This is a genomic window from Lentisalinibacter orientalis (genome assembly GCF_040706535.1).
GTDB classification, from domain to species: Bacteria; Pseudomonadota; Gammaproteobacteria; order Steroidobacterales; family Woeseiaceae; genus Lentisalinibacter; species Lentisalinibacter orientalis.
The window spans coordinates 105,634-129,255 of sequence record NZ_JAPDRJ010000005.1 but is presented as its reverse complement, the minus strand read 5'-3'; the positions used below and the strand labels follow the sequence as shown (position 1 = coordinate 129,255).

General features: G+C 70.1%; 22 protein-coding genes. 17 read left to right on the top strand and 5 right to left on the bottom strand.

The window, feature by feature from the left end:
• Window positions 1-7 precede the first annotated feature (7 nt).
• Window positions 8-529, bottom strand: coding sequence for a hypothetical protein (locus ACJMK0_RS16350; RefSeq protein ID WP_405239904.1), 522 nt, complete (start codon window positions 527-529; stop codon window positions 8-10).
• 47 nt (window positions 530-576) lie between these two features.
• Complete coding sequence (locus ACJMK0_RS16345) at window positions 577-1,626, bottom strand: glycosyltransferase family 4 protein (protein ID WP_405239902.1); 1,050 nt, start codon at window positions 1,624-1,626, stop codon at window positions 577-579.
• Between the two features lie 173 nt (window positions 1,627-1,799).
• On the opposite strand from ACJMK0_RS16345, the gene ACJMK0_RS16340 reads away from it, so the two are divergent.
• Entirely contained in the window at window positions 1,800-2,336 is a 537-nt protein-coding gene (locus ACJMK0_RS16340) for a phosphatase PAP2 family protein (protein ID WP_405240296.1), read from the top strand.
• A gap of 7 nt (window positions 2,337-2,343) precedes the next feature.
• Here ACJMK0_RS16340 and ACJMK0_RS16335 read toward each other — a convergent pair whose 3' ends face one another.
• Window positions 2,344-3,138 carry a UDP-2,3-diacylglucosamine diphosphatase gene (locus ACJMK0_RS16335; protein ID WP_405239900.1) on the bottom strand — a complete coding sequence of 265 codons (795 nt, stop codon included), beginning with the start codon at window positions 3,136-3,138 and terminating at the stop codon, window positions 2,344-2,346.
• A 273-nt stretch (window positions 3,139-3,411) separates the two neighbouring features.
• Here ACJMK0_RS16335 and ACJMK0_RS16330 point away from each other — a divergent pair, with 273 nt between their 5' ends.
• The 6 genes from ACJMK0_RS16330 (at window position 3,412) to ACJMK0_RS16305 (ending at window position 9,585) form a co-directional block, all read left to right on the top strand.
• The gene (locus tag ACJMK0_RS16330) at window positions 3,412-3,873 is read left to right on the top strand and encodes a MaoC family dehydratase (RefSeq protein WP_405239898.1); all 462 of its coding nucleotides are present in this window, start codon (window positions 3,412-3,414) and stop codon (window positions 3,871-3,873) included.
• A gap of 48 nt (window positions 3,874-3,921) precedes the next feature.
• Entirely contained in the window at window positions 3,922-4,842 is a 921-nt protein-coding gene (locus ACJMK0_RS16325; RefSeq protein WP_405239897.1) for an SDR family oxidoreductase, read from the top strand.
• Between the two features lie 58 nt (window positions 4,843-4,900).
• Entirely contained in the window at window positions 4,901-6,082 is a 1,182-nt protein-coding gene (locus ACJMK0_RS16320) for an acetyl-CoA C-acyltransferase (protein WP_405239895.1), read from the top strand.
• 123 nt (window positions 6,083-6,205) lie between these two features.
• Window positions 6,206-7,519 (top strand): protein kinase domain-containing protein, encoded by a 1,314-nt coding sequence (locus ACJMK0_RS16315; protein WP_405239893.1) that lies wholly within the window; start codon window positions 6,206-6,208, stop codon window positions 7,517-7,519.
• On the top strand, window positions 7,512-8,429 hold the full coding sequence (locus tag ACJMK0_RS16310; protein WP_405239891.1) for a PP2C family protein-serine/threonine phosphatase: 918 nt from the start codon (window positions 7,512-7,514) through the stop codon (window positions 8,427-8,429). Before ACJMK0_RS16315 ends, ACJMK0_RS16310 begins: the two co-directional genes overlap by 8 nt.
• Complete coding sequence (locus ACJMK0_RS16305; protein WP_405239889.1) at window positions 8,416-9,585, top strand: acyl-CoA dehydrogenase family protein; 1,170 nt, start codon at window positions 8,416-8,418, stop codon at window positions 9,583-9,585. Before ACJMK0_RS16310 ends, ACJMK0_RS16305 begins: the two co-directional genes overlap by 14 nt.
• Here ACJMK0_RS16305 and ACJMK0_RS16300 read toward each other — a convergent pair.
• Together ACJMK0_RS16300 and ACJMK0_RS16295 are read right to left on the bottom strand one after the other, a co-directional pair.
• Window positions 9,570-10,931 (bottom strand): ATP-binding protein, encoded by a 1,362-nt coding sequence (locus tag ACJMK0_RS16300; protein WP_405239888.1) that lies wholly within the window; start codon window positions 10,929-10,931, stop codon window positions 9,570-9,572. The genes ACJMK0_RS16305 and ACJMK0_RS16300 overlap by 16 nt on opposite strands.
• A complete protein-coding gene (locus ACJMK0_RS16295) occupies window positions 10,924-11,661 on the bottom strand; it encodes a response regulator (RefSeq protein WP_405239886.1) in 738 nt (245 codons plus the stop codon). The genes ACJMK0_RS16300 and ACJMK0_RS16295 overlap by 8 nt, the downstream gene beginning before the upstream one ends.
• A 162-nt stretch (window positions 11,662-11,823) precedes the next feature.
• On the opposite strand from ACJMK0_RS16295, the gene ACJMK0_RS16290 reads away from it, so the two are divergent.
• The 10 genes from ACJMK0_RS16290 to ACJMK0_RS16245 all read left to right on the top strand — a co-directional run bounded on the left by ACJMK0_RS16290 (window position 11,824) and on the right by ACJMK0_RS16245 (window position 23,621).
• On the top strand, window positions 11,824-12,426 hold the full coding sequence (locus ACJMK0_RS16290; RefSeq protein ID WP_405239884.1) for a Spy/CpxP family protein refolding chaperone: 603 nt from the start codon (window positions 11,824-11,826) through the stop codon (window positions 12,424-12,426).
• 179 nt (window positions 12,427-12,605) lie between these two features.
• Window positions 12,606-13,004 carry a hypothetical protein gene (locus ACJMK0_RS16285; protein WP_405239882.1) on the top strand — a complete coding sequence of 133 codons (399 nt, stop codon included), beginning with the start codon at window positions 12,606-12,608 and terminating at the stop codon, window positions 13,002-13,004.
• Entirely contained in the window at window positions 12,994-13,662 is a 669-nt protein-coding gene (locus ACJMK0_RS16280) for a hypothetical protein (RefSeq protein ID WP_405239880.1), read from the top strand. Before ACJMK0_RS16285 ends, ACJMK0_RS16280 begins: the two co-directional genes overlap by 11 nt.
• Before the next feature lie 24 nt (window positions 13,663-13,686).
• Window positions 13,687-14,994, top strand: a complete 1,308-nt coding sequence (locus tag ACJMK0_RS16275; RefSeq protein ID WP_405239878.1) for a hypothetical protein — start codon at window positions 13,687-13,689, stop codon at window positions 14,992-14,994.
• Window positions 14,995-15,034: 40 nt separating this feature from the next.
• Window positions 15,035-17,371 carry a protein kinase domain-containing protein gene (locus tag ACJMK0_RS16270; RefSeq protein ID WP_405239877.1) on the top strand — a complete coding sequence of 779 codons (2,337 nt, stop codon included), beginning with the start codon at window positions 15,035-15,037 and terminating at the stop codon, window positions 17,369-17,371.
• Entirely contained in the window at window positions 17,368-19,797 is a 2,430-nt protein-coding gene (locus tag ACJMK0_RS16265; RefSeq protein WP_405239875.1) for a PEGA domain-containing protein, read from the top strand. The genes ACJMK0_RS16270 and ACJMK0_RS16265 overlap by 4 nt, the downstream gene beginning before the upstream one ends.
• A 122-nt stretch (window positions 19,798-19,919) precedes the next feature.
• Window positions 19,920-20,354 (top strand): hypothetical protein, encoded by a 435-nt coding sequence (locus ACJMK0_RS16260; protein ID WP_405239873.1) that lies wholly within the window; start codon window positions 19,920-19,922, stop codon window positions 20,352-20,354.
• Window positions 20,355-20,361: 7 nt separating this feature from the next.
• Window positions 20,362-21,162, top strand: coding sequence for a MotA/TolQ/ExbB proton channel family protein (locus ACJMK0_RS16255; protein WP_405239872.1), 801 nt, complete (start codon window positions 20,362-20,364; stop codon window positions 21,160-21,162).
• Between the two features lie 10 nt (window positions 21,163-21,172).
• Window positions 21,173-22,531: an FHA domain-containing protein gene (locus tag ACJMK0_RS16250; protein WP_405239871.1), complete on the top strand. Its 1,359-nt coding sequence runs from the start codon at window positions 21,173-21,175 to the stop codon at window positions 22,529-22,531.
• A complete protein-coding gene (locus tag ACJMK0_RS16245; protein WP_405239869.1) occupies window positions 22,521-23,621 on the top strand; it encodes a vWA domain-containing protein in 1,101 nt (366 codons plus the stop codon). The genes ACJMK0_RS16250 and ACJMK0_RS16245 overlap by 11 nt, the downstream gene beginning before the upstream one ends.
• Window position 23,622: the final 1 nt, after the last annotated feature.

Sequence of the window (23,622 nt, the reverse complement as noted above, 5' to 3'; positions counted from 1 at the left end):
GGGCCGGTCAGTCGAGGTCGCGCCGCACCGGATCGGTGTGGCGCACCGGTCCGCGATGCTCGCCGCCTTCCCCCGCCGGCGCCACCACCGCGTAGCCGGCGGTGAGCGCCAGGGAGTAGATCAGTACGCTCATGATCGGCAGGTAGTGGCCGAGCGCCACCGTGCCGCCGCCGGCGAACTCCACCAGCCAGATCGCGAGCTCCGCGAGAACGGCCAGCAGCAGCATCATGGCGATCAGCAGCACCAGCCAGGCGGGCAGCCGGGCCCAGCACGCGGAAAGACGGCTGCCGCCGTCCGGCTCCAGCAGGCGCAGACACAGCAGGGCCAGCACGGCGGTGGGCAGCAGCAGCCAGCCGGTCAGCGCCAGCAACGACTGCATGCCGGGCCCGTCCGCGCCGAGGAACAGCGCCATCATGGCGGTGAACGCGAGCAGCAGGCCCGTGATGGCGAGCACCAGCGTGGCCACGGCGGTCAGCACACGGCCGCTGCCCTGCGGCGGTTCGTCCGGCCGTCTTTCGGTGATGGTCATGGCGGCATTGTGCCCGGGCGGCGGGCGCATGCAAACGGCCGCGAGGATCACGGATCGACGGCGGTCGACAATACCTGCGCGTCGCCCTGCCGGGCCACGGCGTCGTTGCCGGCGAGATGGCCGAGGAATTCCGCGGTCGCCCGGGCCCAGCTCTTCTCCAGCGCGGCTTGCCGGCAGGTGCCGCGGTCCAGCGTGAGCGCCCGGCGGATGGCGACGCCGAGGTCCTCGTGCAGGACGCCGGTGCGGCCCTGCTCGATGACGTCCAGCGGTCCCGTGACCGGGTAGGCGGCCACCGGCGTGCCGCAGGCCATGGCCTCCAGCATCACCAGCCCGAAAGTATCCGTGCGGCTGGGGAAGACGAAGACGTCGGCGGCAGCCAGGTGCGCTGCCAGTTCGGAGCCGAAGCGATAGCCGGTGAAGACCACGTCGGGGAATTCCGCGCGCAGCCTGGCGAGGTCGGGGCCGTCGCCCACCACGTACTTCGTGCCCGGCAGGCCGAGCTGCAGGAAGGCCTCCACGTTCTTCTCCACGGCGACACGGCCCATGTAGAGGCAGATCGGGCGTGGCCCCGCCAGTGCCGCCTTCGGCTCGGGACGGAAGAGCTCCACGTCGACACCGCGGCTCCACAGCCGGAGCCCGCCGAATCGGCGGCCGGTGAGTTCGTCCCGCACGGCGGGCGTGGGCACCAGGGTCGCCGCCGCCGGCCGATGGAAGCGCCTCAGCCAGGCGTACATCCACGACACCGGTATCGGCGCGCGCTCGCGCACGTACTGGGGGAAGCGCGTGTGATAGGAAGTCGTGAATGCGAGGCCGCGCCGCACGCAGTAGCGCCTCGCTGCAAAACCCAGCGGTCCCTCGGTGGCGATGTGTATGCAGTCGGGGCGGAAGGCGTCCAGCGTCCTGCGGACGCGGCGGTACGGCAGCACCGAGAGCCGGATCTCCGGATAGGTGGGGCAGGGCAGCGTGCTGTGATCCGCCGGCGTGATCATCTTGACCCGGTGTCCGGCACGGATCAGCTCGTCACGGGTCCTGCCCAGCGTTGTGACTACACCGTTTACCTGGGGCAGCCAGGCATCGGTGACGATGGCGATGCGCATGGCCGGCAGTGTCCGCCGCGACTGTTACCGGAATCTTGCCGTTCGGAGAAAATTCCGGGACAGCAGTGCCGAACGTGTCACCGATCTTTAAAGAAGCTGTCACCTCCCTGACTTGTCGCCCGGCGAGACTCTCGCCAGCTTCGGGCAACCCGGGAGAGGTTTCCGTGCAGACGATGTGGCAGCAGGTGGCGGCAGCCGAGATCGGCTTTACGCTGAAGGTAAACCGGCTCAGCCGACGCACGCCCATACTGACCCTGTTCCGTGCGGTGAGCCGTCTGGGCGACGGCGTCGCCTGGTATGCAGGGCTCGGCGTCATGCTCCTGATCGGCGGCGAGCAGGCCGCCGGCGCCGTGCTGCAGACGGGAGTCACGGCGCTGGCCGGCGTCGGGCTCTACCGTTTCCTGAAAGAGAGGCTCGTGCGGGAGAGGCCGTTCATCACCTTTGCGGACATCCGCTGCGGCACGGCGCCCCTGGACCGCTACAGCTTCCCCTCGGGCCACACGCTGCACGCAGCGCTGTTCTCGGTGTTCTTCCTGGTCTACCTGCCGGTGCTCGGCCTGGCGATGCTGCCATTCGCGCTGCTGGTCGCCGCCTCCCGGGTGGTACTCGGCCTGCACTATCCCACTGACGTGCTCGCGGGCGCCGCCGTCGGCCTGCTGCTGGCCGCCGCCAGCCTGGCGTTCCTGCGCCTGCCGCCAATACCTTTCTGAGTCCGTCTCAGGCGACGGCGCCGAGTTCCACCTGGCCGAGCTCCGGTTCGGCTGCGCCGTCCCAGGACACGAGTCCGAGGCGGCCTTCCCGGTCTTCCACCAGCGCGGTGCAGTGCTCGACCCAGTCGCCGTCGTTGCAGTAGATGACGTCGCCGGCCCGACGCACGGCCGGTCGATGGATGTGGCCGCAGACGATGCCGTCCAGGCCCTGGGCCCGGACGTACTCGATGGCCGTGTTCTCGTAGCGGTGGATGTAGTCCAGCGCCGCGTTGATGCGCATCTTGATGGCACTCGCCATGCGCACCGGGCGATAGCCGAGGCGGTGGCGGACCCGGTTCAGACCGGCGTCCATGTCCACCAGCCAGCGGTAGGCGGCCGAGCCGAGGCGCTCTTTCATCGAGCCCACCCGCAGATCCCGGTCGAATTCGTCGCCGTGCGTCACCAGCAGCCGGCGCCCGCAGCGCGTCTCGTGGATGTGGCGGCGCCGTATTTCGATCAGGTGGTGATCCGTGCCGTCGAACAGCCGCAGCTCGGCGTCATGATTGCCGGGGATGTAGATGACCCGGGTGCCTTCCCGGGACAGGCGCATGATCTCGTGCAGCACCTCGCCGTGGACGGGAGGCCAGTAGACGGTGCTGCGCATCGCCTCGAAGTCGAGGATGTCGCCGACCAGGTAGAGCCGGCGTGTCTCCAGGGCGCGGAGGAAGTCGAGGAGTTGCCGGGCGCGGCAGCCGCGGGTGCCGAGATGAGTATCCGAGAGCCAGACCGCTTCCGCCTGAACTCGTGCCTCCGCGTGCTTCATAGTCTCTACCCCGCCGGCATTCCGAGATGGCGGTGAAGATAGTCACGCAAGTTGAAGATTTTCTTACGCTGCCGTGACGTTTTGATGGCTCCCCGCCCGCGCAGCGGAGCGCGGAGCCGGATGCCGCCGCGCCCCCGGGCCCGCATCTCGGGTACACTTGGCGTCCGCCGAGGCGCCCAGGCGGCTCCGCGTGCGAAGAACAAGGCGCCCGGCAAGACCGTGGCGGACCGTGCCGGCCCGCCGATATCCAGTCTCAGAAGCAGGAGAGGGGACATGCCGGAAACAGTGTCCAAAGACAAGCTCGCCGATTACATCGACCGGGACATGCCGCCGTCGGAGTGGCTGAAGATCGAGCAGGAGCGCATCGACGCCTTCGCCGATGCCACGCTCGACCATCAGTTCATCCACGTCGACAAGGAGAAGGCGGCGCAGACGCCGTTCGGCACGACCATCGCCCACGGTTATCTCACGCTCTCACTGCTGCCCCACCTCACCGGGCAGTGCGGCGTGATCCCCGAGGGCATCGCCATGGCCATCAACTACGGCTCGAACAAGGTCCGTTTCCTGCAGCCGGTGAAGGTGGGCAGCGAGGTGCGCGCCCACGTGAAGCTGAAGGAAGTGAACGAGAAGAAGCCGGGCCAGATCCTGACCACGTCCGAGGTGACGGTGGAGATCAGGGGCGAAGAGAAACCGGCCCTGGTGGCCGAGACGCTGGCCCTGTACTTCGTGCAGTGAGCCGCGGCAACCGATTGACCGGCAACCGATTGACCAAGGGAGGCTGAAGTGACGATCCGATTCGACGATCAGGTGGCTATCGTGACGGGCGCCGGCGGCGGCCTGGGGCGCTGTCACGCCCTGGAACTCGCCCGCCGCGGTGCGAAAGTGGTGGTGAACGATCTGGGCGGAGCCCGGGACGGCAGCGGCGGCTCCAGCGAGGCCGCCGAGGCCGTGGTGGCCGAGATCGAGGCCGCCGGCGGCGAGGCCATCGCAGACGGCGCCAACGTGGCCGACTACGAGCAGGTCCAGGCGATGGTGGCCGCGGCCATGGACAAGTGGGGCCGCGTGGACGTGCTGGTCAACAACGCGGGAATCCTGCGTGACAAGAGCTTCGCGAAGGTGGACCTCGAGGACTTCCAGCTGGTCGTCGACGTGCACCTCATGGGTTCGGTGAACTGCACCAAAGCGGCGTGGGAGATCATGCGCGAGCAGAAATACGGCCGCATCGTCATGACCACGTCGTCCACCGGCCTGTACGGCAACTTCGGCCAGTCGAACTACGGCGCCGCCAAGCTCGGCGTGGTGGGTTTCATGAACACGCTGCACCTGGAAGGCCAGAAGTACGACATCCGCGTGAATTGCCTGGCACCGGTCGCAGCCACCCGCATGACCGAGGGGCTCATGCCCGAAGAGGCGCTGGCGCTGCTGCAGCCGGAATACGTCACGCCCGCCGTGGTGTTCATGGTGAGCCCGGACGCGCCGAGCCGGCAGATCATCTCGGCCGGGGCGGGCGGCTATGCCCGCGTGTATCTGGAGGAGACGCCGGGCATCTGGCTGGCGCCCGACGAGCGCGACGCCGATCACGTGGCCGCGAGCTGGGAGAAGATCGCGGACAAGACCGGCGCCGAGGAGTACCAGGACGGCAGCGGCCAGAGCATGAAGTTCCTCACCCGCGCGGCGAAGGAGCTGGGCATCAAGACGGGCTGAGCGCCCGTCTCCACGGAACATCGACAGGCGGGCGCGGGCGCCCGCCGGGAGAAAGGCAGTGAAAGAAGCGGTAATCGTATCCACGGCGCGCACGCCCATCGGCAAGGCCTATCGGGGCGCCTTCAACAACACCCAGGCCCAGACACTGGCGGCCCATCCCATCCGCGAGGCGGTGAAGCGGGCCGGCGTCGACCCGGCCGAGGTGGACGACGTGATCATGGGCTGCGCGATGCAGCAGGGCTCCAGCGGTCAGAACGTCGCCCGCCAGGCGCTGCTCGCCGCCGGCCTGCCGGAGACCGTCAGCGGTATGTCCGTGGATCGGCAGTGTTCGTCCGGCATGATGGCCATTGCCATCGCCGCCAAGCAGGTGCTGCACGACAACATGCCCATCGTGGTCGGCGGCGGGCTGGAGTCGATCAGCCTGGTCCAGAACGAGCACATGAATACCTACCGTGCCAAGGACCCGAACGTGATCGCCGCCAGCGAGCACATCTACATGTCGATGCTGGAGACTGCCGAGGTGGTCGCCAGGCGTTACGGCATCAGCCGGGAGCAGCAGGACGAGTACGGTCTGCAGAGCCAGATGCGTACCGCCGCCGGTCAGGAGGCAGGGGCTTTCGACGACGAGATCGTCCCGATGACCACGACCAAGGGCGTGATGGACAAGGAGACCAAGGAGATCAGCTTCGAAGAGGTCACGCTGGAGAAGGACGAGGGCAACCGGCCCGGTACCACCGCCGAAGGTCTGGCGAGCCTCAGTCCGGTCTTCGAGGGCGGCGTGATCACCGCCGGCAACGCGAGCCAGCTCTCCGACGGCGCCTCCGCCTGCGTGGTGATGGACTCCAAGCTCGCCGAGAAACGGGGGCTGGAGCCCCTGGGCATCTATCGCGGCATCGCCGTGGCCGGCACTGCTCCGGACGAGATGGGCATCGGCCCCGTGTTCGCGGTGCCGAAGCTGCTCGAGCGCACCGGGCTGAAGATGGACGACATCGGCCTGTGGGAACTCAACGAGGCCTTCGCGGTGCAGGTGATCTACTGCCGCGACAAGCTGGGCATCCCGAACGAACTGCTGAACGTCAACGGCGGCTCGATCTCCATCGGCCACCCCTACGGCATGTCCGGTGCCCGCATGGTGGGCCATGCGCTGATCGAGGGGCGCCGACGCGGCGCCCGCTACGTGGTGTGCACCATGTGCATCGGCGGCGGCATGGGCGCGGCCGGGCTGTTCGAGGTGCTCTGAGGTACGGCGTACCCCGACTTGACGGCTCCCGGCCCAGGCCCAATCATCGTCTCCGGCGCTCCGGTTCCCGGAGCGTACGGATATCCGGCCGGGGGGCCGGCCAGCAGGGGGGACCGGCACGCATTGCTCCGTGCGCGACAGAAACTCGGTAAATACCGCATCGTCCGCTGCCTGTCGAAGGGGCCGCTCGCCAACGTGTATCAGGCCTACGATACCGTGCGTTCGGCTCACGTCGCGCTGAAGGTGCCGCTGACCACGGCCAGGAGTCTCTCGGCCGTCGAGGACTTCCTGCACGAAGTGCGGATGGCCTCCAAGTTCGAGCACCCGAACATTCTGCCCGTCTACGATGCCGGCTTCATCGGCGATCATTTCGTCATCTCGATGCCGCTCGGCACGGAGTCCCTGGCCGATCGCCTGGTCAGGCGCATGTCCCAGAGCCTGCGGATGGACTTCGCCTCCCAGGCGCTGGCCGCGGTGGCGCATGCCCACGAGCACCGGGTTATCCACTGCGACATCAAGCCGGAGAATTTCATCATTTTCCCCGGCAATCGGCTGCGGCTGTCCGACTTCGGCTTCGCCAAACTGAACCTGCGCACGCTGAAGGCGTCGGGTTCCGGCACCATCGACTACATCGCTCCCGAGCAGGCCATGGGCAGACCGAAGTTCCAGTCCGACGTCTTCTCGCTGGGTCTCGTGCTCTACCAGCTGTTCTCCGGGCGCCTGCCGGAATGGCCCTTCGACTGGCCGCCGCCCGGCATCGAGCGGGCCCGCCAGCACGCCAGCGGCGACCTGCTGGAGGTGCTGCGCCGGGCCATGCAGGTGGACATCTCCGCGCGCACCCGCGACGCCGTGCAGATGCGCGCGGAGTTCGAGCGGGCGCGCAGCCGTGCGCGCCGCCAGCGCCGGCGCAGCAGCCCGAAGGTGGAAGGGCCGGTCTGGAAACGGGTGCAGTGGCGGGAGTTCCAGAGCCGCTACCGCAAGGTGCTGGACACCCGCCATCAATGCCGGCGCTGCGAGGGCCCGGTGGCCGAGGTGATGCAGGCCTGCCCCTGGTGCGGCGCCGACAACCCGGCCGCCGGCGACACGCGCACGTTCCCGGCTCACTGTCCCCGCTGCGAGCGGGGCGTGAAGCTGGACTGGGACTATTGCGCCTGGTGCTACGGGCCGGGCTTCGAGAAAGAGACCAACCGGCATTACAGCGACCGCCGCTATACGGCCCGCTGCGCCAACAAGCGCTGCGGCGGTCCGCTGATGCCCTTCATGCGTTACTGCCCCTGGTGCCGCGCCAAGGTGAAGCGCAAGTGGGCGCTGCCCGGCTCCGACCGGTGCTGCAGCTCCTGCGGCTGGGGCATCGCGGCGGAATTCTGGAATTATTGTGCCTGGTGCCGGCAGCCGGTCTCCGGCCGGACGCCGGGCCGGCGCCGCAGGAATGGCTGAGGCGCGGGCATGGGGTACCCAGGAAGAGCCCCTCGTACTGCCGGTGGAAGAGGATTCCGGCGAGATTCTGACGGCGCAGGCAGCAGGCGGCGAGGCCGTGGCCTATTGCCGCCGCAGCCCGGACAAGGAGACCGGCAACGAGGACACGCTCGCCGTGATACCGCTGGCCGGGGACACGGTGGTGCTGGCGGTCGCGGACGGGGCCGGCGGCCTGCCGGCCGGGCAGCGGGCCTCGCGCACGGCGATCCGCACCGTCATCGAGTCGCTGAAGGCGGTCAGCGACCCCGCCGTGATGCTACGCACGGCCATCCTGAACGCCATGGAGGAAGCCAACGCGGCCGTGATGGCGCTGGCCAACGGATCGGCGACCACGCTGACCGTGGTCTCCGTGGAGGGACGGTTGGTGCGCCCGTACCACGTGGGCGACTCGGCGGCGCTGGTGACGGGTCAGCGCGGGCGGCTCAAGATGCAGACGATAGCCCATACGCCGGTGGCCTTCGCCGTGGAGGCGGGTTTCCTCGACGAGGTGGAGGCGCTCTACCATGCCGAGCGCAACCTGGTGTTCAACTTTCTCGGCACCGCCGACATGCGCATCGAGGTGGGCGCCGAACTGGAGCTGGCCCCCCGGGATACGCTGCTGCTCGCTAGCGACGGCCTCACCGACAACCTCCACCTGGCCGAGATCGTGGAGATCGCCCGCAAAGGCCCGGCGGCAGAGACGCTGGCGCAGCTGGCCGACTATGCCCGCGAGCGCATGCTGACGCCGGAGGCGCCCACGCCGAGCAAGCCCGACGACCTCAGCATCATCCTGTTCCGCAAGCCCGGCGCGGAAGAGGATGCCGCGGCGCCGGACGGAGATGCGGCGCACGAGACGAAGAAGGAGGAAGGTGACGACGATGCCGACGGATAGCGAACTGCCCCGACCGCCGTGTCCCTGGATGACGGAGAGCCACGAGGAGTGGCGCCGCCAGGTACGCCGCTTCGTCGACGACAAGATCATGCCGTTCGTGGACGACTGGGAAGAGGCGGGCCGCATCCCGGAGTCCCTGTTCCACGACGCGGCGGAGTTCGGCCTGCTGCAGGTCGGCTACCCCGAGCGCTACGGCGGCGTCTCCGAGGGCATCGACGGCTTCCATCGCCTGATCGTCTCCGAGGAGCTGGCCCGCAGCGGCGCCGGCGGCGTCAACGCGAGCCTGATGGTGCACGGCATCGCCCTGCCGCCGCTGCTCGCCGGCGGCCCCGAGCCGCTGCGCGCGGCGATCGCGCCGCGGGTGCTCACCGGCGAACGGCACATGTCGCTGGCCATCACGGAGCCGGGCGGCGGCTCGGACGTGGCCGCCATCCGCACCCGGGCCGTCGCGGAAGGCGATCACTACGTGGTCGACGGCGAGAAGACCTTCATCACCGGCGGCATGCGGGCGGACTACTTCACCACCGCCGTACGCACGGGCGAGGGCTACGACGGCATCTCGATGCTTCTGATCCCTGCCGACGCGGACGGCGTGAGCCGCACGGAACTCGACCGCAAGCAGGGCTGGTGGTCGTCCGACACGGCCACCATCCATTTCGACGGCGTGCGCGTGCCGCGGGATCATCTGATCGGCACGGAGGGTGCCGGGTTCGCCCTGATCATGAAAAATTTCAACGGCGAACGGCTGGCCATGGCGGCCGGCGCCAATGCCTCGGCGCGGGTCTGCGTCGAGGACGCGCTCGCTTGGGCGCGTCAGCGCCATACCTTCGGCCGGCGTCTCGCCGATCACCAGGTCATCCGCCACAAGCTGGTGGAGATGCTGCGGCAGGTGAACGCGACGCAGGCCTATCTGGAACACTGCACCTGGCGCGTCGACCGGGGCGAGACCCCGGCGGCGGATCTGGCCATGCTGAAGGTGCAGGCCACGCTGACCATGGAGTTCTGCGCCCGGGAGGCAATGCAGATTCTCGGCGGCGCCGGTTATCTGCGCGGCAGCCGCATCGAGCGCATCTACCGGGAGGTGCGGGTGAACGCCATCGGCGGCGGTTCCGAGGAGATCATGCGCGACCTGGCCGCGCGTCAGCTCGGTCTCTGAGTCGCCAGCATCGTCGCCGGCAGCGTGATGGTCACCTGCAGCCCGCCGTCCTTCCGGTTGCGGGCGACGATGCTGCCGGCGTGCAGCTCGGTGACCCGCCGCGCGATGGCGAGCCCCAGTCCGGCGGTGCCCACCTTGTCGCCCCGGTAGAACGGTTCGAACAGCAGGCCGAGTTCCTCGTCGGGGACGCCGCCGCCGTCGTCGGCGATGGTCACGGACAGGCCCTCCGGGCCACGGCTCAGCCGCACGTCGACGCGCTGCTCGGCATGATGGGCCGCATTGCGCAGCACGTTCTCGACGGCGCTCGCCAGCGAGGCCCGCTGGGCGCGGACCAGGACGCCCGCCGGCGCCTCCAGCTCGATGCGCGGGCCGTCGTCGCCGCCCTCGAAACGCGCGTCGCGGACCAGCTCGCGCAGCATCGCCGTCAGATCGAATTCCTCGCTGCGGGGACCGCGGCCGGAATCGGCCCGGGCGAAGTCCATGATCTCGCCGATGAGCCAGTCGAGCCGATCCGATTCCTTCTCGATGCGCGCGAGTGCCGGCAGTTCGCCGGCGTCGCGCTGGGCGAGGCCCAGCGCCACCCGCATGCGCGCGAGCGGCGAACGCAGTTCGTGGGAGACGTTGCGCAGCAGCTCGCGCTGGGAACGCTGTGAGGCCTCCAGCTGTGCGGCCATGTCGTTGAAGTCCCGCGCGAGGCTGCCGAGCTCGTCCCGGCGGGTCACGATAGGCCCTCCCACGCGCGTATCCAGGCTGCCTTCAGCCAGCGCGCGGGTGGCATCACGCAGGCTCTTCACCGGCCGCGACAGGGTGCGCGCCAGTAGCCATGCCACGCCGGCACTGACCGCCAGCGCGAACAGCAGCAGCGTCACGCGCACGGGGAGATCCGGCAACAGGCGCAGGGCGGCGCCGGGACGGCGGAACAGAAACAGGCTGTAGACGCGGCCGTCCGGGCCGATGATCTGGGGAATCGGCCGCGCCGGCCGGAAGTTCGGCGGCAGGGCGCGCGGCCTGTTCAGCTGTTCCGCCACGGCGCGCAGACGCGCGAGTTCGGCCACCAGCACCTCGGGCAGGGGCCGCCCGAGGATGTCCCGGCCGTCCTCCAGCAGGACGAACAGGCGCAGCTCCGGGGGCAGTCCGGCGCCGTCCTGCAGCCATTCCCGCAGGGCCTCGGGCCCGCCGCCGGAGAGCACCTGGGAGGCCTCGATGTGCACGGCCCGCGGGTCGAACTGTTGCCAGGCTTCGCGCCGCTGTTCCGCCACCTGCCAGACCACCAGGATGGCCGCCGCCAGCAGCACGCCGATGACCAGCCAGAAGCCCAGGAAGATGCGCAGGAACAGGCTAGGCATCCGGCTCGTCCGGGACCAGCGTGTAGCCCACGCCGCGGATGTTGCGGATGGGGTTCTCACCGCGCTCGTCGCCGGTCAGCTTGCCGCGCAGATTACTGATGTGGGTGTCCACGCTGCGGTCCCAGGGCTGCAGTCGCCGGCCCAGCACCTCCCGGGAGATGGTCTCCTTGCTCACCACCTCGCCGGCGGCGGCCACGAGCAGCCCCAGCAGCTGGAACTCGGTACCGGTGAGCCGGAGCTCGCGCCCGCCGCGGGTGGCCCGGCGGGTGCGCAGGTCGAGCGCGATGGAGCCCGCGCTCAGGTGGCCCGTCTCGGCGGCCGCGGGCGGTCTCGTCCGCCGCAGTACCGCCCGCAGACGGGCCACCAGCTCGCGGGGATTGAAGGGCTTCGCCAGATAGTCGTCCGCGCCGATCTCCAGCCCGACAATGCGGTCCACGTCGTCGCCGCGGGCGGTGAGCATCAGCACGGGCGTGTCGCGCTCGGCACGGATGCGCCGCAACACCTCGAAGCCGTTCATGCCCGGCATCATGACGTCCAGTATGATCAGGTCGAATGCGGCGTCTGCCAGGCGCTCCAGCGCCTTCGGGCCGTCGCCGGCCCACTCCACGGCGAACCCCTCGGGCTCCAGATACTCCTGCAGCATGGTGGCGAGTTCCTGATCGTCGTCCACCAGCAGGAGGCGTCCGTCGGCCTCCTCGCGGCCCGTGCTGTCGGCGGCTGCGCTGTTCATGCGCGTATGCTCCGCTGCCGGCTGCGAAGCTGCAAGACCAAGAGCGTCTCCCGGGGCGCGGCTTGACACTTCTTTGCACGGCCGTGGCGCAACTTTGCGCTACAGGGTCTACTCTGGAGGCGTGGCAGAAATCACTCCCCCCCTGCGGGAAAGGAGGCTGACATGAGAGGGATCATCCCCGGTCGAGTCACCGGTCGCGCGCTACGGCGGAACGCCCTGGCCCTGGCGGCGCTGTTGTTCGCCGGAGCCGCCCTGGCGGGGCCTCACGGCGCAGGCCCTCACGGCGGCGGCCCTCATGGCGGTCCGGATCCGGCGCGGATGCTGGCTCACATGTCGGCGGAACTGGACCTCAGCGCCGAGCAGCGGGAGGCGGTCCGACAGGCCCTCGACTCCCGGCGCGACGAGATCCGCACGCTGCACGAGCAGTTGCGCGCGAATCACCGCGAACTGCGCAACCTCGACCCTGCCGACCCGAATCATCAGACGCTCGCCAATACGCTGGCCCAGCGCCAGGGCGAGCTGACCAGCCGCATGGCCCTGCTGCGCAGCGAGACCCACGCCGACATCATGGCGGCGCTGGACGAGGACCAGCAGGCCCGGCTGACGGAGATGCGGGCCGATCGCATGGCGCGCATGGACCAGCGCCGGCAGAAACTGCAGCAGCACCAGCGGCCGTCGGCGCCCGGCGGTGCAGGTGCCGGCCAGGGCCGCGGTGCCGGTCCCGACGCGAACGATTCAGGCGCGAAGGAGGACGACGTCCTCTGACCCTCTGCCGCCCCGGGCAGGCGCGCCCGGGGCGGCTCTTCTGCTCCCCAACTCGACAATCCGCCTCGCCGCCTCCTCCCGGAACGGGCCGCCGGCATCCCGCCGGCATTGAATACAGGGTCCCGTCTGTGGCAAATAGGTCTCAGGGAACTCTGCGGCGGCTTTTGGCCTCGAAAGCTATGGTCACCTTCCGGGAGGCCATTCAGGCGCTTGCTCGCAGCGAGCGCGGCCGGCATCCGCCGCAGGCCTGCCCGGACGGGCAATCGAGAGGGAGACATGAGCAGCACGCGACACCTGACCCCACGAGCGGCCAGACTGATGGTCCTCGGTCTCTGCGCGGCCGGCCTGACGCTGGGCGGCTGCGCCTCTACCTCGTCGAGCAGCAGCTCCGGCAGCCCCAGCAGCAGCTCCGGCAGCCCGAGTTCGAGCACCGGCAGCCCGAGCAGCGGCTCCACCGGCTCGCCCTCCGGCTCGACGAGCGGATCCCCTTCCGGATCGACGGGCAGCAGCACCGGCTCTCCGGCCGGTGGTTCGCCGAGCGGATCCACCGGCGGGATGCCCGGCGGTATGCCCGGTAGCGAAGGCAGCCAGTCGGGCCAGATGCCCGGGGGCATGTCGGGCGGTATGCCCGGCGACGATTCGTCGGGCGGGGCGTCCGGCGGGGCGTCGGGCGACGCCGCCGGCGGCCAGGACGGCGCCGGTAGCGAAGGCGGCAGCGCGACCACCGGCGAAGGCGGCGCCTACGGCAGCGTCGGCTCCGTGGGCGAACGCGACTCGGGACCGGGCGGTATGACAGACGTACCCGGCGGCGGTCAGGGTTCCCTGGACGAGGAGTTCGAGCGCTCCCTCGGCGACTTCGATGACTCGCTGCTCGAGGAGCAGCAGAAGGTGGCCGAGGTGAGCCGCGACACGGGTGCCTTCGAGAACGCTGGCGGCCGTGGCGGTGGCGGTGTCGGGCTCGGCGAGCAGGCGGGCGAGGCCGGCGAAGGCACCGGCGGCACGGTGGGCGTCGTGAACAATTCCGCGGGCGGCTCCGGCGGCAGCATGCGCCAGGAACCCGGCTCGGTGGATCAGCTCTCCACGGAGCAGATCGGCGAGCGCACCCCCGAGGACATCCCGGCGGGCGTGGACGACGACATCGTCGCCAGGCAGCTGCGAGAGGCCGCGCTGGCCGAGGAAGACCCGGAGCTCCGCGAGCGTCTCTGGGACGAATACCGGTCCTACAAGGGGCTCTGATGAATCGACGCAAGCCGGGAAGCCATGGCGCCTAGCACCGCAACCGTCTTCTGCCGTGCGGCGATCCTGCTGCTGGTCGGCTTCGTGCTGGCGGGCTGCAGTGTCGCACGCGTCGAGAGCGCCGGCGAGGATATCGACCTGACCCGTGCCGAGGTAGAGATACCGGAGGCACGCCTGCTGGACGTCGGCGTCATCGAATTCGCGCCGGGCATCGAGGAGGACAACGAACCGGAGGAGACCGGCATCTATCCGGAGATCCGCCGGGCGGAGGCCCGCTACTTCGCCTACCACCTGAAAAACACGCTGCAGCGCACCGGTTACTGGGGCGCGGTGCGGGTGCTGCCGAGTCGGGAGGTGTACACCGATCTCTACGTCACCGGCGAGATCATCGAGTCGGACGGGGACACGGTGGAACTGGAGGTGGTCGCCTTCGACGTTACCGGCCGGGAATGGATGGACAAGCGCTACAAGGCGCGCATGGTGGGGGCGGACTATGCGCGGAACCGGGATCGCCGCAATGACCCCTACCAGAACGTCTACAATGAGATCGCGAACGATCTGAAGTTGCTGCTCGACGAGCTTTCTGCGGAGGAAGTCGGGCGCATCCGTACTGTGGCGGAACTGCGCTTTATCGAAGACCTGGCTCCAAGGGTCTTCGAGGGTTACGTGGAGGAGACGGACCGCGGCCGCTACGAGATACGCCGATTACCGGCCGAGAACGATCCCATGCTGCGCCGGCTGCGCCAGGTGCGTGAGCGGGACAACCTGTTCGTCGACACCCTGAACGAGCATTACGCGAATTTCTATTACGGCATTGCCATACCCTACGAGGGCTGGCGTGAAGCAGCGCGGGAACAGGTGGTGACTCACCGCGAGATGCGAAATTCCGCGCTCCGCCGGGGGCTTCTGGGCGTGGCGATCATTGCGGGCGGCGCGATGATCGACACGGACGACGAAGATGACAGCCGCACCCAGCGGCGAGTCAAGAGAGCGACCCAGGCGATGGTCTTCGAGGGTGGCTTCAGGACCATAGGAAGCAGTTTCAGGCGATTTGCCGAAGCGCGCCTGCACAAGGAATCGATCCGTGAGCTGGCGGACTCGTTCAACTCCGAGGCCGCGCCGATGGTGGTGACGGTGAAAGGTCAGGCACGACGGCTCACCGGCACTGCCGAGGCCCAGTACGAGCAGTGGCGCCGACTTCTGCACGAGATCTACGAGGCGGAGACCGGGTTCCCCGAAGACCTCGAGGTAGGCGCCCCCTCGCGCGCAGTGTCGTCCAAAGATCTGTCCAGAGAATCCTCCGCAGAATCGTCGCCCGGCCCGTCCGGCTGAGACGGCCGCCCGGAACCACGCCCAACCCGCCGGATCGATAATGGAGTTGCATCCCGGACTGCGACTGCTGGACCGCTACGAGCTGCGCCGCCGCCTCGGCGCCGGCGGCACGGCGGAGGTATGGCTCGCCCACGATCGCCGGGCGGGCTCCGCCGTCGCGCTGCGGCTGCTGTCCGACGCGCTCTGCGGCGACCCCGCGCAGCGGGAGCGCTTCGAAGCCGGCTGGCGCCGCATCCGTGCCCTGAACCACCCCCACATCGTCAGGATCTTCGAGTTCCACGCAGAACCGCGGCCGTTCTACGGCATGGAGTACGTCGACGGCTCCGATATCGCCGCCTTCGCCGACCGGCCGCCGTCGGAGTGGCTGCGCGGGATCGCCAGCGTGGCTGCGGCCCTGGTGTACGCCCACAATCGGCATCTGCCCCACGGCGACGTCACGGCGCGCAACGTGCTGGTGGATGCCGGCGGGCGCACCGTGCTGAGCGATTTCGCCGCGGCCGGCAGCGCGGGCGGGACCCCCGCGGCGCTCAGCCCGGAGCGGGGCGCGGACGGCCCACCCTCGGCCGCCGACGATATCCATGCCCTCGGCGTGCTGATCTTCGAGCTCTGGCACGGCCGCGCGCCGGACGAGCCGGGCCCGCGCTGGCCGGCCCGGGACGACTTCGAAGTGGCCGGCCTGCGCGACCTGACGGAGGCCATGCTGGGCGAGGCGCAGGCGCGCCCCGACGCCGAGACCGTGGCGGATGCGCTCGGCAGCCTCGGCATCTCGGCCGGTCTGCTGCCGCGGGAACAGGCCCGTGCGCGGGCGGTGCGGCCGTCGCCGGCCCGACCCCTGGAAGACGAGCCGACGGAGGCGGTGGCGCCGCGCCGCCGCGCTGCCGCCGCGCCGGCGGCCGCACCTGCGCGCCGACAGGGCGTGCCGGCCACCGTCGTCGGGGCGGCGCTGGTGGTGCTGCTGGCGGCGGCGATCTGGGTGGTGGCCTTCCTGCCGGAGCGGATCGAGGAGCGCCGCGCCGGCGGTGAGCGGGAGGCCGCATCCGTCGAATCCGCACAGACGGCCGCCGAGGCGCTGGAGGGCGGTGAAGACGAAGGCGACGAGGAGGCCGTGCGATTCTCGGAGAACCTCGTGGACGATGCGGCCCGGGACGAAGTGGTGCAGGCCAGAAACCGGGCCGACCGCGCGCTGGGCGAGCTGCTGACCAAGCTGGAGGTGCTGGAGCTGCGCGGCGTGGAACGCTGGGGCGGCGAAGACTACGCCGCCGCCCGTGCCGCCTACGAGCAGGGTGACGAGGCGTATCTCGCGAAGGACTACCGGCGCGCCGAGGCGCTGTACCGCGAAGCCAGTACCGGGCTCGACGGCCTGATCGAGCGTGTCGACAGCGAATTCCAGAGCGCGCTGGCCGCGGGCCGGGCGGCGCTCGCGGCCGAGGACGTGGCGACGGCGCGGCGCCAGTTCGAGCTGGCGCTGGCCATCACCCCGGACAACGAGGATGCGGAGCGGGGGCTCGCCCGCGCGGAGACCCTGCTGGAGGTCATCGAACTCACCGACGAGGCCGAGGCACTCGAGCGGCGCGGCGAGCTGAGCGCGGCGGCGGAGCGATTCCGGACGGCAGCCGATCTGGATCCGTACTACGACCGGGCCGCGGCCGGGCTGGCGCGCGTGCGCGCCGCGCTGGAGCGGCGCCGGTTCGAGGAGCGCATGACCGCCGGTTTCGAGGCGCTGCAGGCCGAGCGCTTCGATGCCGCCCGCCAGGCGTTCGAGGCCGCCCGGGACATGCGGCCTTCTTCGCAGGAACCGCGGGACGGGCTGCTGCAGGTGGAGCAGGCGGTGCGCCTGCGGACCATCGAGCGCCTGACCGCCGAGGCGGAGCGCCAGGAGGCCGCCGAGGACTGGGAGGCCGCGCTGGCCACCTGGGGCGAGATCCTGGAACAGGATGCCAACCTGGACTTCGCCCGCGAGGGCCGCGTCCGTGCCCGCCAGCGCCTGACCCTGGATCGCCAGCTCGAGGCCTGGATCGCGAAGCCGGATCAGTTGAGCGAGCAGGCCACGCTGCGCCGCGCCTCCACGGTGCTGACCGAACTCGCGAAGATGGACGGCGGGCCGCGGCTCGCGAGCCAGCGCCGCGAACTCTCCCGGCTGCTGAAGCGGGCGGCCACGCCCCTGGAGGTGGAGTTCGTCTCCGACGGCGAGACCGAGGTCACCGTGTTCCGGGTCGGCCGGCTCGGCACCTTCGAGCGGCGGGAGCTTGAACTCCGGCCGGGCAGCTATACAGTCATGGGCTCCCGGGTCGGCTACCGGGACGTGCGCATCGACTTCCGGGTGGCCCCGGAGATCGAACTCGAGCCGATCGTGGTCCGCTGCGAGGAACCCATTTGAGCCTCAAGATTATCGTCGTCAGCGAGGTCGGCGAACGCGAATACGGTACATCCGACCTGCCGCTGCGCATCGCCACGGCGCCGGGCAGCCAGATCCCCGTGCCCGGTCCCGCGGCGGCGCTGCCGCTGGCCGTCGTGGACGTGCTGGACGGTGCGCCCTTCGTCCAGCCCGGCGGCGCCGAGGGCAGGGTGGAGGTCAACGGCGAGCCGTTGTCGGCCGCCCGGCGCCTGCGCGACGGCGACGAGATCGATGCCTACGGCACGCGCATGCGCGCGGCCCTGGCGGAGGACGTGCTGCGCCTCGAACTGGCGCTGGACGAGAGCCGCTACGTCACCGCCCCGCCGGTCGCCGAGGAAGGCGAGGCGGCGGAGGATGCCGAAGAGATCGCGCCCATCGCCTATCGGCGGCGGGAGATCGAGCAGCAGCAGGCCGAGGCGCGCCGCGGCGTCCCCTGGTACGGGTGGGTCGGTGCCGCGCTGGCGGTGCTCGCCGCGATGGCGTGGCTGCTGTTCACCTCCACCTCGGTGAGGCTGGAGACCGTCCCCGCCGAACCGGGCAGCGTCGAGATCAGCGGCGGCTGGTTCCGCCTGCCGCTGGGCGATCGCCACCTGCTGCGCCCGGGGGTCTACACCGTGACCCTGGAGAGCGAGGGCTATCGTCCGCTGGAGCGGCGCTTCGAGGTGGGCGACGAGGACAGCCTGACCCTGGAGCTCGAGCAGGAGCGCATGCCCGGCCGGCTGGTGGTGGACTCCGCGCCGGTCACCGGCGCCGCGGTTTTCATCGACGGCGAGGAGGTCGGCCGGACGCCGCTGCCGACGCGGGTGCTCGAGCCCGGCGAGTACCGGCTGGAAGTGCTAGCCGAGCGTTACCTGCCCTGGCAGGCCCGGCTCGAGGTGCCCGGCCTGGACCGGACCCAGCGGCTGACCGTGCAGCTGGTGCCGGCCTTCGCCCCCGTCACCGTCACTTCCAGGCCCGCCGGCGCCACCATCCTGGCGGGCGACGAGCCGCTCGGCGAGACGCCGGCCACGGTGGAACTGCCGGAGGGCCGCAACGAGGTCTCCCTGGTGCTGGAAGGCTACAAGCCCTGGGAGGGCCGCGTGACGGCCTTCGCCGACACGCCCATGACCCTGCCGACGGTCGAACTGGAGAGGGCCGACGGGGTGCTCCGTGTGATCAGCGAGCCGGCGGGCGCGAACGTGACCGTGGACGGCCGCTACCGGGGGCAGACGCCCGTGCGTATCTCGCTGGCGCCGGGCCGGCGCTACACCGTGGGTTTGTCCAAGGCGGGCTATCGGGCCTACAGCCGCAACGTGGTGCTGGAGGCGGCCCAGGGCGAGACCCTGCGGGTGGACCTGACCGCGCGCATCGGCGAGGTGCGATTCTCCGTGACCCCCGGCGATGCGGAGATACTGGTGGACGGCCGCGCCGTCGGGCGGGGCGACAGGCGGCTGGAACTGCCGGCCGAGCCCCAGGCGATCGAGGTGCGCCGCGAGGGTTACGAGACCTGGCAGGGCGAGGTGACGCCACGGCCCGGTTTTCCACAGACCGTGAATATCCGGCTGCGCACGCAGGAGGAGGCGAGGCTCGCCTCCATTGCCCAGCGGGTGACCACGTCCCAGGGCGCCGCGCTGCGCTACGTCACGCCCGGCGAGTTCATGATGGGTGCGTCGCGCCGCGAGCCGGGCCGGCGGGCCAACGAGAACCTGCGCAGCGTCCGCATCACCCGGCCGTTCTACATCGGCATCAACGAGGTCACCAACCGGGAGTTCCTGGCCTTTCGGGAGGCCCACGACTCGGGCGCGGACACGCATCCCGCGCTGGCCGGCGACAACAACCCGGTGGCCAGCGTGAGCTGGCAGGACGCCGCCGCGTTCTGCAACTGGCTGAGCAAGAAGGAAGGCCTCACCCCGGTGTACGAGGAGAAGTTCGGCCAGCTGGTGCCCATCCGACCCCTGCCGGACGGCTACCGCCTGCCCACCGAGGCCGAGTGGGCCTGGGCCGCGCGCTACCAGGGCGGCGCCGGCAAGTTGAAGTATCCCTGGGGCCAGGAGATGCCGCCGCCGGAGGAGTCGGGCAATTTCGCCGACCAGGCCGCGAAGGAGATCGTGCCGACCGTGCTGCCGCGCTACAACGACGGTTTCGCCTCCACGGCTCCGGTGGGCACGTTCCCGGCGAACGCGCTCGGCCTGTACGATGTCGGCGGCAACGTGGCCGAGTGGACCAACGACCACTACGCCGTCTACACCGGCCCCGCCGACGACGTGGCCGTGGACCCGCTGGGGCCGGACAGCGGCACGCATCGGGTGATCCGTGGTTCCAGCTGGCAGCACTCGGGCATCACCCAGCTCCGGCTGAGCTTCCGCGACTTCGGCACCGACCCCCGCACGGACGTGGGCTTCCGGCTGGTGCGCAACGCGCCGGAGTGAGGGCGGCGGAATAATTGGCCGTCCGCGCTGTCATACTGGGGCATTCTGGGACAATGGCACCGGGCAGCATGTCCACGGTATCGACCATTGAATCGACGACGGAATCGACGACGGAATCGACGATGAGACCGACAACGGAACGGACAACGGAAGCGACGGCGGCGTCGAGCATCCTTTCGACCCTGGCACGCAAGGCTGCCGCCCTGGCGGTGATCGTGGCGACGGCCATGACCATGGCCATGGCTGCCGCCGCGCTGCTGGCGACCACGCCGTGGTCCGGCGCCGTCGCGCTGGCCCAGGAGAGCGGGGCGCCGGAGGGCGAGGGCGAAGCCCCGCCAGCCAACGGCGACGATGAAGCCGCAGGCGCGGGCGACGGCGAAGACGCCGCGGGCGACGGGGACGACGGTCTGACGGAAGAAGAGGAGCGGCTCGCCGAGATCGTCGGCGCCGACGAACAGGGCGCCAGCGGCGACTACGAACAGGAAGAGGACGACGACTTCGTGCCCACGCAGGAGGTCTCCTCGGACCAGTCAGTGAATTTCCCCGTGGATATCTGAGGGACCCATGCAGAAGAAGAACATCCCCTTCGAGTTCGTCTATCAGCTGTTCGCGCTGATCATCGTGATCATCGTCGTGCACACGTTCTACGTCTCGGTGGTGCGACCGAACGCCGCGGAGGTGATCGTCGAGCAGAACCGGCTGGTGGAGGAAGACCCGGACTATGTGCGCGAGCGCTCCGTGTGGGTGCTGATCAAGGACTTCGAGCAGGAGGCCTGTTTCATCCTGATGTTCTGGGCGCTGGCCATCATGGGCTACAAGGCCGTGCGCATCCTGCGCGAGCGCTCGTTGCTGGAAGAAGAGCTGGTGCCGGTGGCCGAGGGGATGCGGATACTGCCGGAAGACACCCGGGAGTACGCACGCCAGATCCAGGCGCTGGGCGACGACCAGCGGCGGATGCTGCTGCCGCGTGCGCTGCTGAACGCGCTGCAGCGCTTCAACTCCACGCATAACGTGCAGGACGTCGCCTCGAGCACCCACACCATCTGCGAGTCCGAGGCCGAGCGGCTCGATTCCGAGCTGTCGATGATCCGCTACATCTCCTGGGCCATCCCGTCCATCGGCTTCATCGGCACGGTGCGCGGCATCGGCGAGGCGCTGGCCCAGGCCGATCGGGCCGTGGAGGGCGACATCGCCGGCGTCACCCAGAGCCTGGGCGTGGCCTTCAACTCCACTTTCATCGCGCTGCTGCTCTCCATCGTGCTGATGTTCCTGGTGCACCAGGTGCAGCTGTTCCAGGAACGGCTCGTGTTCGACACCGAGAGCTACGTGGACCAGCAGCTGATCCGGCACATGAAGTCCGACTGACGGAGACGGTTTGACGACGCTCGCGATATCCCTGAACGATGCTGCCGTCACCGCCGTGACCGGCTCGCGGCTGGTCTATCGGGAGCCGGGATTCGCGCTGCTCGCCGACGGCGATCTGGTCACCGGCCGCCGGGCGATGGCCGAGGCGCGCCGCCATCCGCGCAGTGTGGTGAACCACTTCTGGCGCCACCTCGGCCTCGAGCCGGTGCAGGAGCTGAAGTTTCGCCACCTGACGCCGGCGGACCTGGCCTCCCGGCAGCTGGAGGAGATCTGGCGCAGCGAGCGTTCGGCGGCGGACAGCGTGGTGTTCGCGGTGCCTGCCTGGATGGAGCGCGACAGCCTGGGCGTGCTGCTCGGCATCGCCGGCGAACTCGCGCTGCCGGTCACGGCCCTCGTGGACTCCGCCGTGGCCTGCTCCCGGCGGGCCTACCCGGGCCGCTCGCTGCTGCACATCGATATCTCCCTGCATACCGCCACGGTCAGCCGCATCGCCCAGGAAGAGGGCGCCGCGATCGATCGGGTGGAGCTGATGGACGCCGCCGGTCTCGCGGCCCTGCGGGATACCTGGGTGGCGGTGATCGCCGAGGCCTTCGTGCGCCAGAGCCGCTTCGACCCGCTGCACACGGCCGAGTCCGAGCAGCTCCTCTACGACCGCCTGGAGGCGTGGCTGGAGACGGCGCAGCGTAGCGGCGAGGTGCGCATGCAGCTCGAGTTCGGCGGCCATACCCACGAGGCGGCGCTGCCGCTGCTGACCTTCACCGAGGCGGTGAGCGGCATCTATCAGAGTGTCGCCGGCCACGTCCGCTCCCTCATCCGCGCGGCCGAGTCACCGGCGCTGCAGTTCACCCGGCACACGGCCGCGCTGCCCGGCCTGGTGGACTTTCTGGTGGCCCGCGCCGGCGGCGAACCGTTCGTGCTGGAGGAGGCGGCGGCCGCGCGCGGCGCGCTGGCCCGGGCGTCGGCGGCGACGGCGGGACCCACCCGGCTGACCCGGCGCCTGCCCTGGGACCAGAGTCCGGTCGAGGCGCCCGCCGCGCCCGTCCGCGAGGCCGGGGAGTCGCCCAGCCATCTGCTGCACGGCCACCGGGCCTGGGCGCTGGACGGCGACGGTCTGGCCATCGGCACCAGCCTCGGCGGCGAACGGGGCATCACGCTCGCCGCCGACATGGCCGGCGTCTCCCGCCGCCACTGCGTGCTGCGGCGGGACAACGGCCAGTGCATCGTGGAGGATCTCAGCCGCTACGGCACCTGGCTGAACGGCAGCCGCATCGAGCGCTCGGCGGTGCTGCAGGCGGGCGACAGCCTGCGGGTGGGTACGCCGGGCCAGGAGTTCCGGCTCATCCGCGTGGTGGAGAGCGATGACGCGTAAGCGGCGCAGGACGGAGGCCATCAGCCTGTCGTTCCTCGACATCATGAGCTGCGGCTTCGGCGCGGTGGTGCTGTTCTTCATGATCATCAACGCCACCGTCTCCCGTAATGCCGACACCGAGACGGCCGAGCTCATGAGCGAGACGAACCGACTCGAGGAGCAGGTGCTCGAGGGCCGCAAGGACATGGTCAAGGTGCGCAACGTCCTCGAGGAGATCGAAGAGGAGCGGGTGCGCACCGAGGGCGAGGCCGAGCGGGTGCAGCGCGAGATCGAGCGCATCCGCGAGGAGCTGTCCGAATACGAGGACACCACCCTGGCGCGCATCGAGCGCATCGAGAAGCTGCGCTCCGACATCGAGCAGCTGGAGGCGGAGAAGAAGCGGCTGGAGGCGGCCGCCGCGGAGCGCGAGGCCGCGCTGGGCGATCAGGTGCGCGCCTTCCGCGGCGAGGGCGACCGCCAGTACCTCACCGGCCTGAAGGTGGGCGGCGACCGCGTCCTGGTGCTGGTGGACGCCTCGGCGAGCATGCTCGACAAGAAGGTGGTGAACGTCATTCGCCGGCGCAACATGGCCGACGAGGAGAAGCTGCGCGCGGCGAAATGGCGCCAGGCCATCGCGTCGGTGGACTGGATTACCACCCAGTTCCGGCCGGACGCGAAGTTCCAGATCTACACCTTCAACGACAGCGCCGAGCCCGTGCTGGACGGCAGCGACGGTGTCTGGCTGGAGGTGGGCGACGGCCTGAAGATCGCCGAGGCCATCCGCCGGCTGCGCATCACCGTGCCGCAGGGGGGCACGAACCTGCAGGGCGCCTACGAGGTCATACGGAAGATGAACCCGCGGCCGGACAACGTCTTCCTGCTGGTGGACAGCCTGCCCACCCGCGGCAACAGCCCGCCCGCGAGGCGCACCATCTCCGGGCCGCAGCGCCAGGCCCTGCACGCCCAGGCCGCGCGGGAAGTGCCGAGCGGCGTGCCGATCAACATCATGCTGTTCCCCATGGAGGGCGACTACGCGGCGCCCATCGAGTTCTGGAAGCTCGCCTACCGCACCCGGGGTTCCTTCATGAGCATCAGCAAGGACTGGCCCTGAA

Excerpts from the sequence above, each read along its gene's own strand:
- ACJMK0_RS16310 (WP_405239891.1), top strand. The coding sequence starts at position 7,512 with ATGGCTGAGGCGCGGGCATGGGGTACCCAGGAAGAGCCCCTCGTACTG.
- ACJMK0_RS16255 (WP_405239872.1), top strand. The coding sequence starts at position 20,362 with ATGCAGAAGAAGAACATCCCCTTCGAGTTCGTCTATCAGCTGTTCGCG.
- ACJMK0_RS16260 (WP_405239873.1), top strand. The coding sequence starts at position 19,920 with ATGAGACCGACAACGGAACGGACAACGGAAGCGACGGCGGCGTCGAGC.
- ACJMK0_RS16335 (WP_405239900.1), bottom strand. The coding sequence starts at position 3,138 with ATGAAGCACGCGGAGGCACGAGTTCAGGCGGAAGCGGTCTGGCTCTCG.
- ACJMK0_RS16305 (WP_405239889.1), top strand. The coding sequence starts at position 8,416 with ATGCCGACGGATAGCGAACTGCCCCGACCGCCGTGTCCCTGGATGACG.
- ACJMK0_RS16245 (WP_405239869.1), top strand. The coding sequence starts at position 22,521 with ATGACGCGTAAGCGGCGCAGGACGGAGGCCATCAGCCTGTCGTTCCTC.
- ACJMK0_RS16275 (WP_405239878.1), top strand. The coding sequence starts at position 13,687 with ATGGCGCCTAGCACCGCAACCGTCTTCTGCCGTGCGGCGATCCTGCTG.
- ACJMK0_RS16330 (WP_405239898.1), top strand. The coding sequence starts at position 3,412 with ATGCCGGAAACAGTGTCCAAAGACAAGCTCGCCGATTACATCGACCGG.
- ACJMK0_RS16295 (WP_405239886.1), bottom strand. The coding sequence starts at position 11,661 with ATGAACAGCGCAGCCGCCGACAGCACGGGCCGCGAGGAGGCCGACGGA.
- ACJMK0_RS16290 (WP_405239884.1), top strand. The coding sequence starts at position 11,824 with ATGAGAGGGATCATCCCCGGTCGAGTCACCGGTCGCGCGCTACGGCGG.
- ACJMK0_RS16300 (WP_405239888.1), bottom strand. The coding sequence starts at position 10,931 with ATGCCTAGCCTGTTCCTGCGCATCTTCCTGGGCTTCTGGCTGGTCATC.
- ACJMK0_RS16270 (WP_405239877.1), top strand. The coding sequence starts at position 15,035 with ATGGAGTTGCATCCCGGACTGCGACTGCTGGACCGCTACGAGCTGCGC.
- ACJMK0_RS16285 (WP_405239882.1), top strand. The coding sequence starts at position 12,606 with ATGGTCACCTTCCGGGAGGCCATTCAGGCGCTTGCTCGCAGCGAGCGC.
- ACJMK0_RS16345 (WP_405239902.1), bottom strand. The coding sequence starts at position 1,626 with ATGCGCATCGCCATCGTCACCGATGCCTGGCTGCCCCAGGTAAACGGT.
- ACJMK0_RS16350 (WP_405239904.1), bottom strand. The coding sequence starts at position 529 with ATGACCATCACCGAAAGACGGCCGGACGAACCGCCGCAGGGCAGCGGC.
- ACJMK0_RS16280 (WP_405239880.1), top strand. The coding sequence starts at position 12,994 with ATGCCCGGTAGCGAAGGCAGCCAGTCGGGCCAGATGCCCGGGGGCATG.
- ACJMK0_RS16340 (WP_405240296.1), top strand. The coding sequence starts at position 1,800 with ATGTGGCAGCAGGTGGCGGCAGCCGAGATCGGCTTTACGCTGAAGGTA.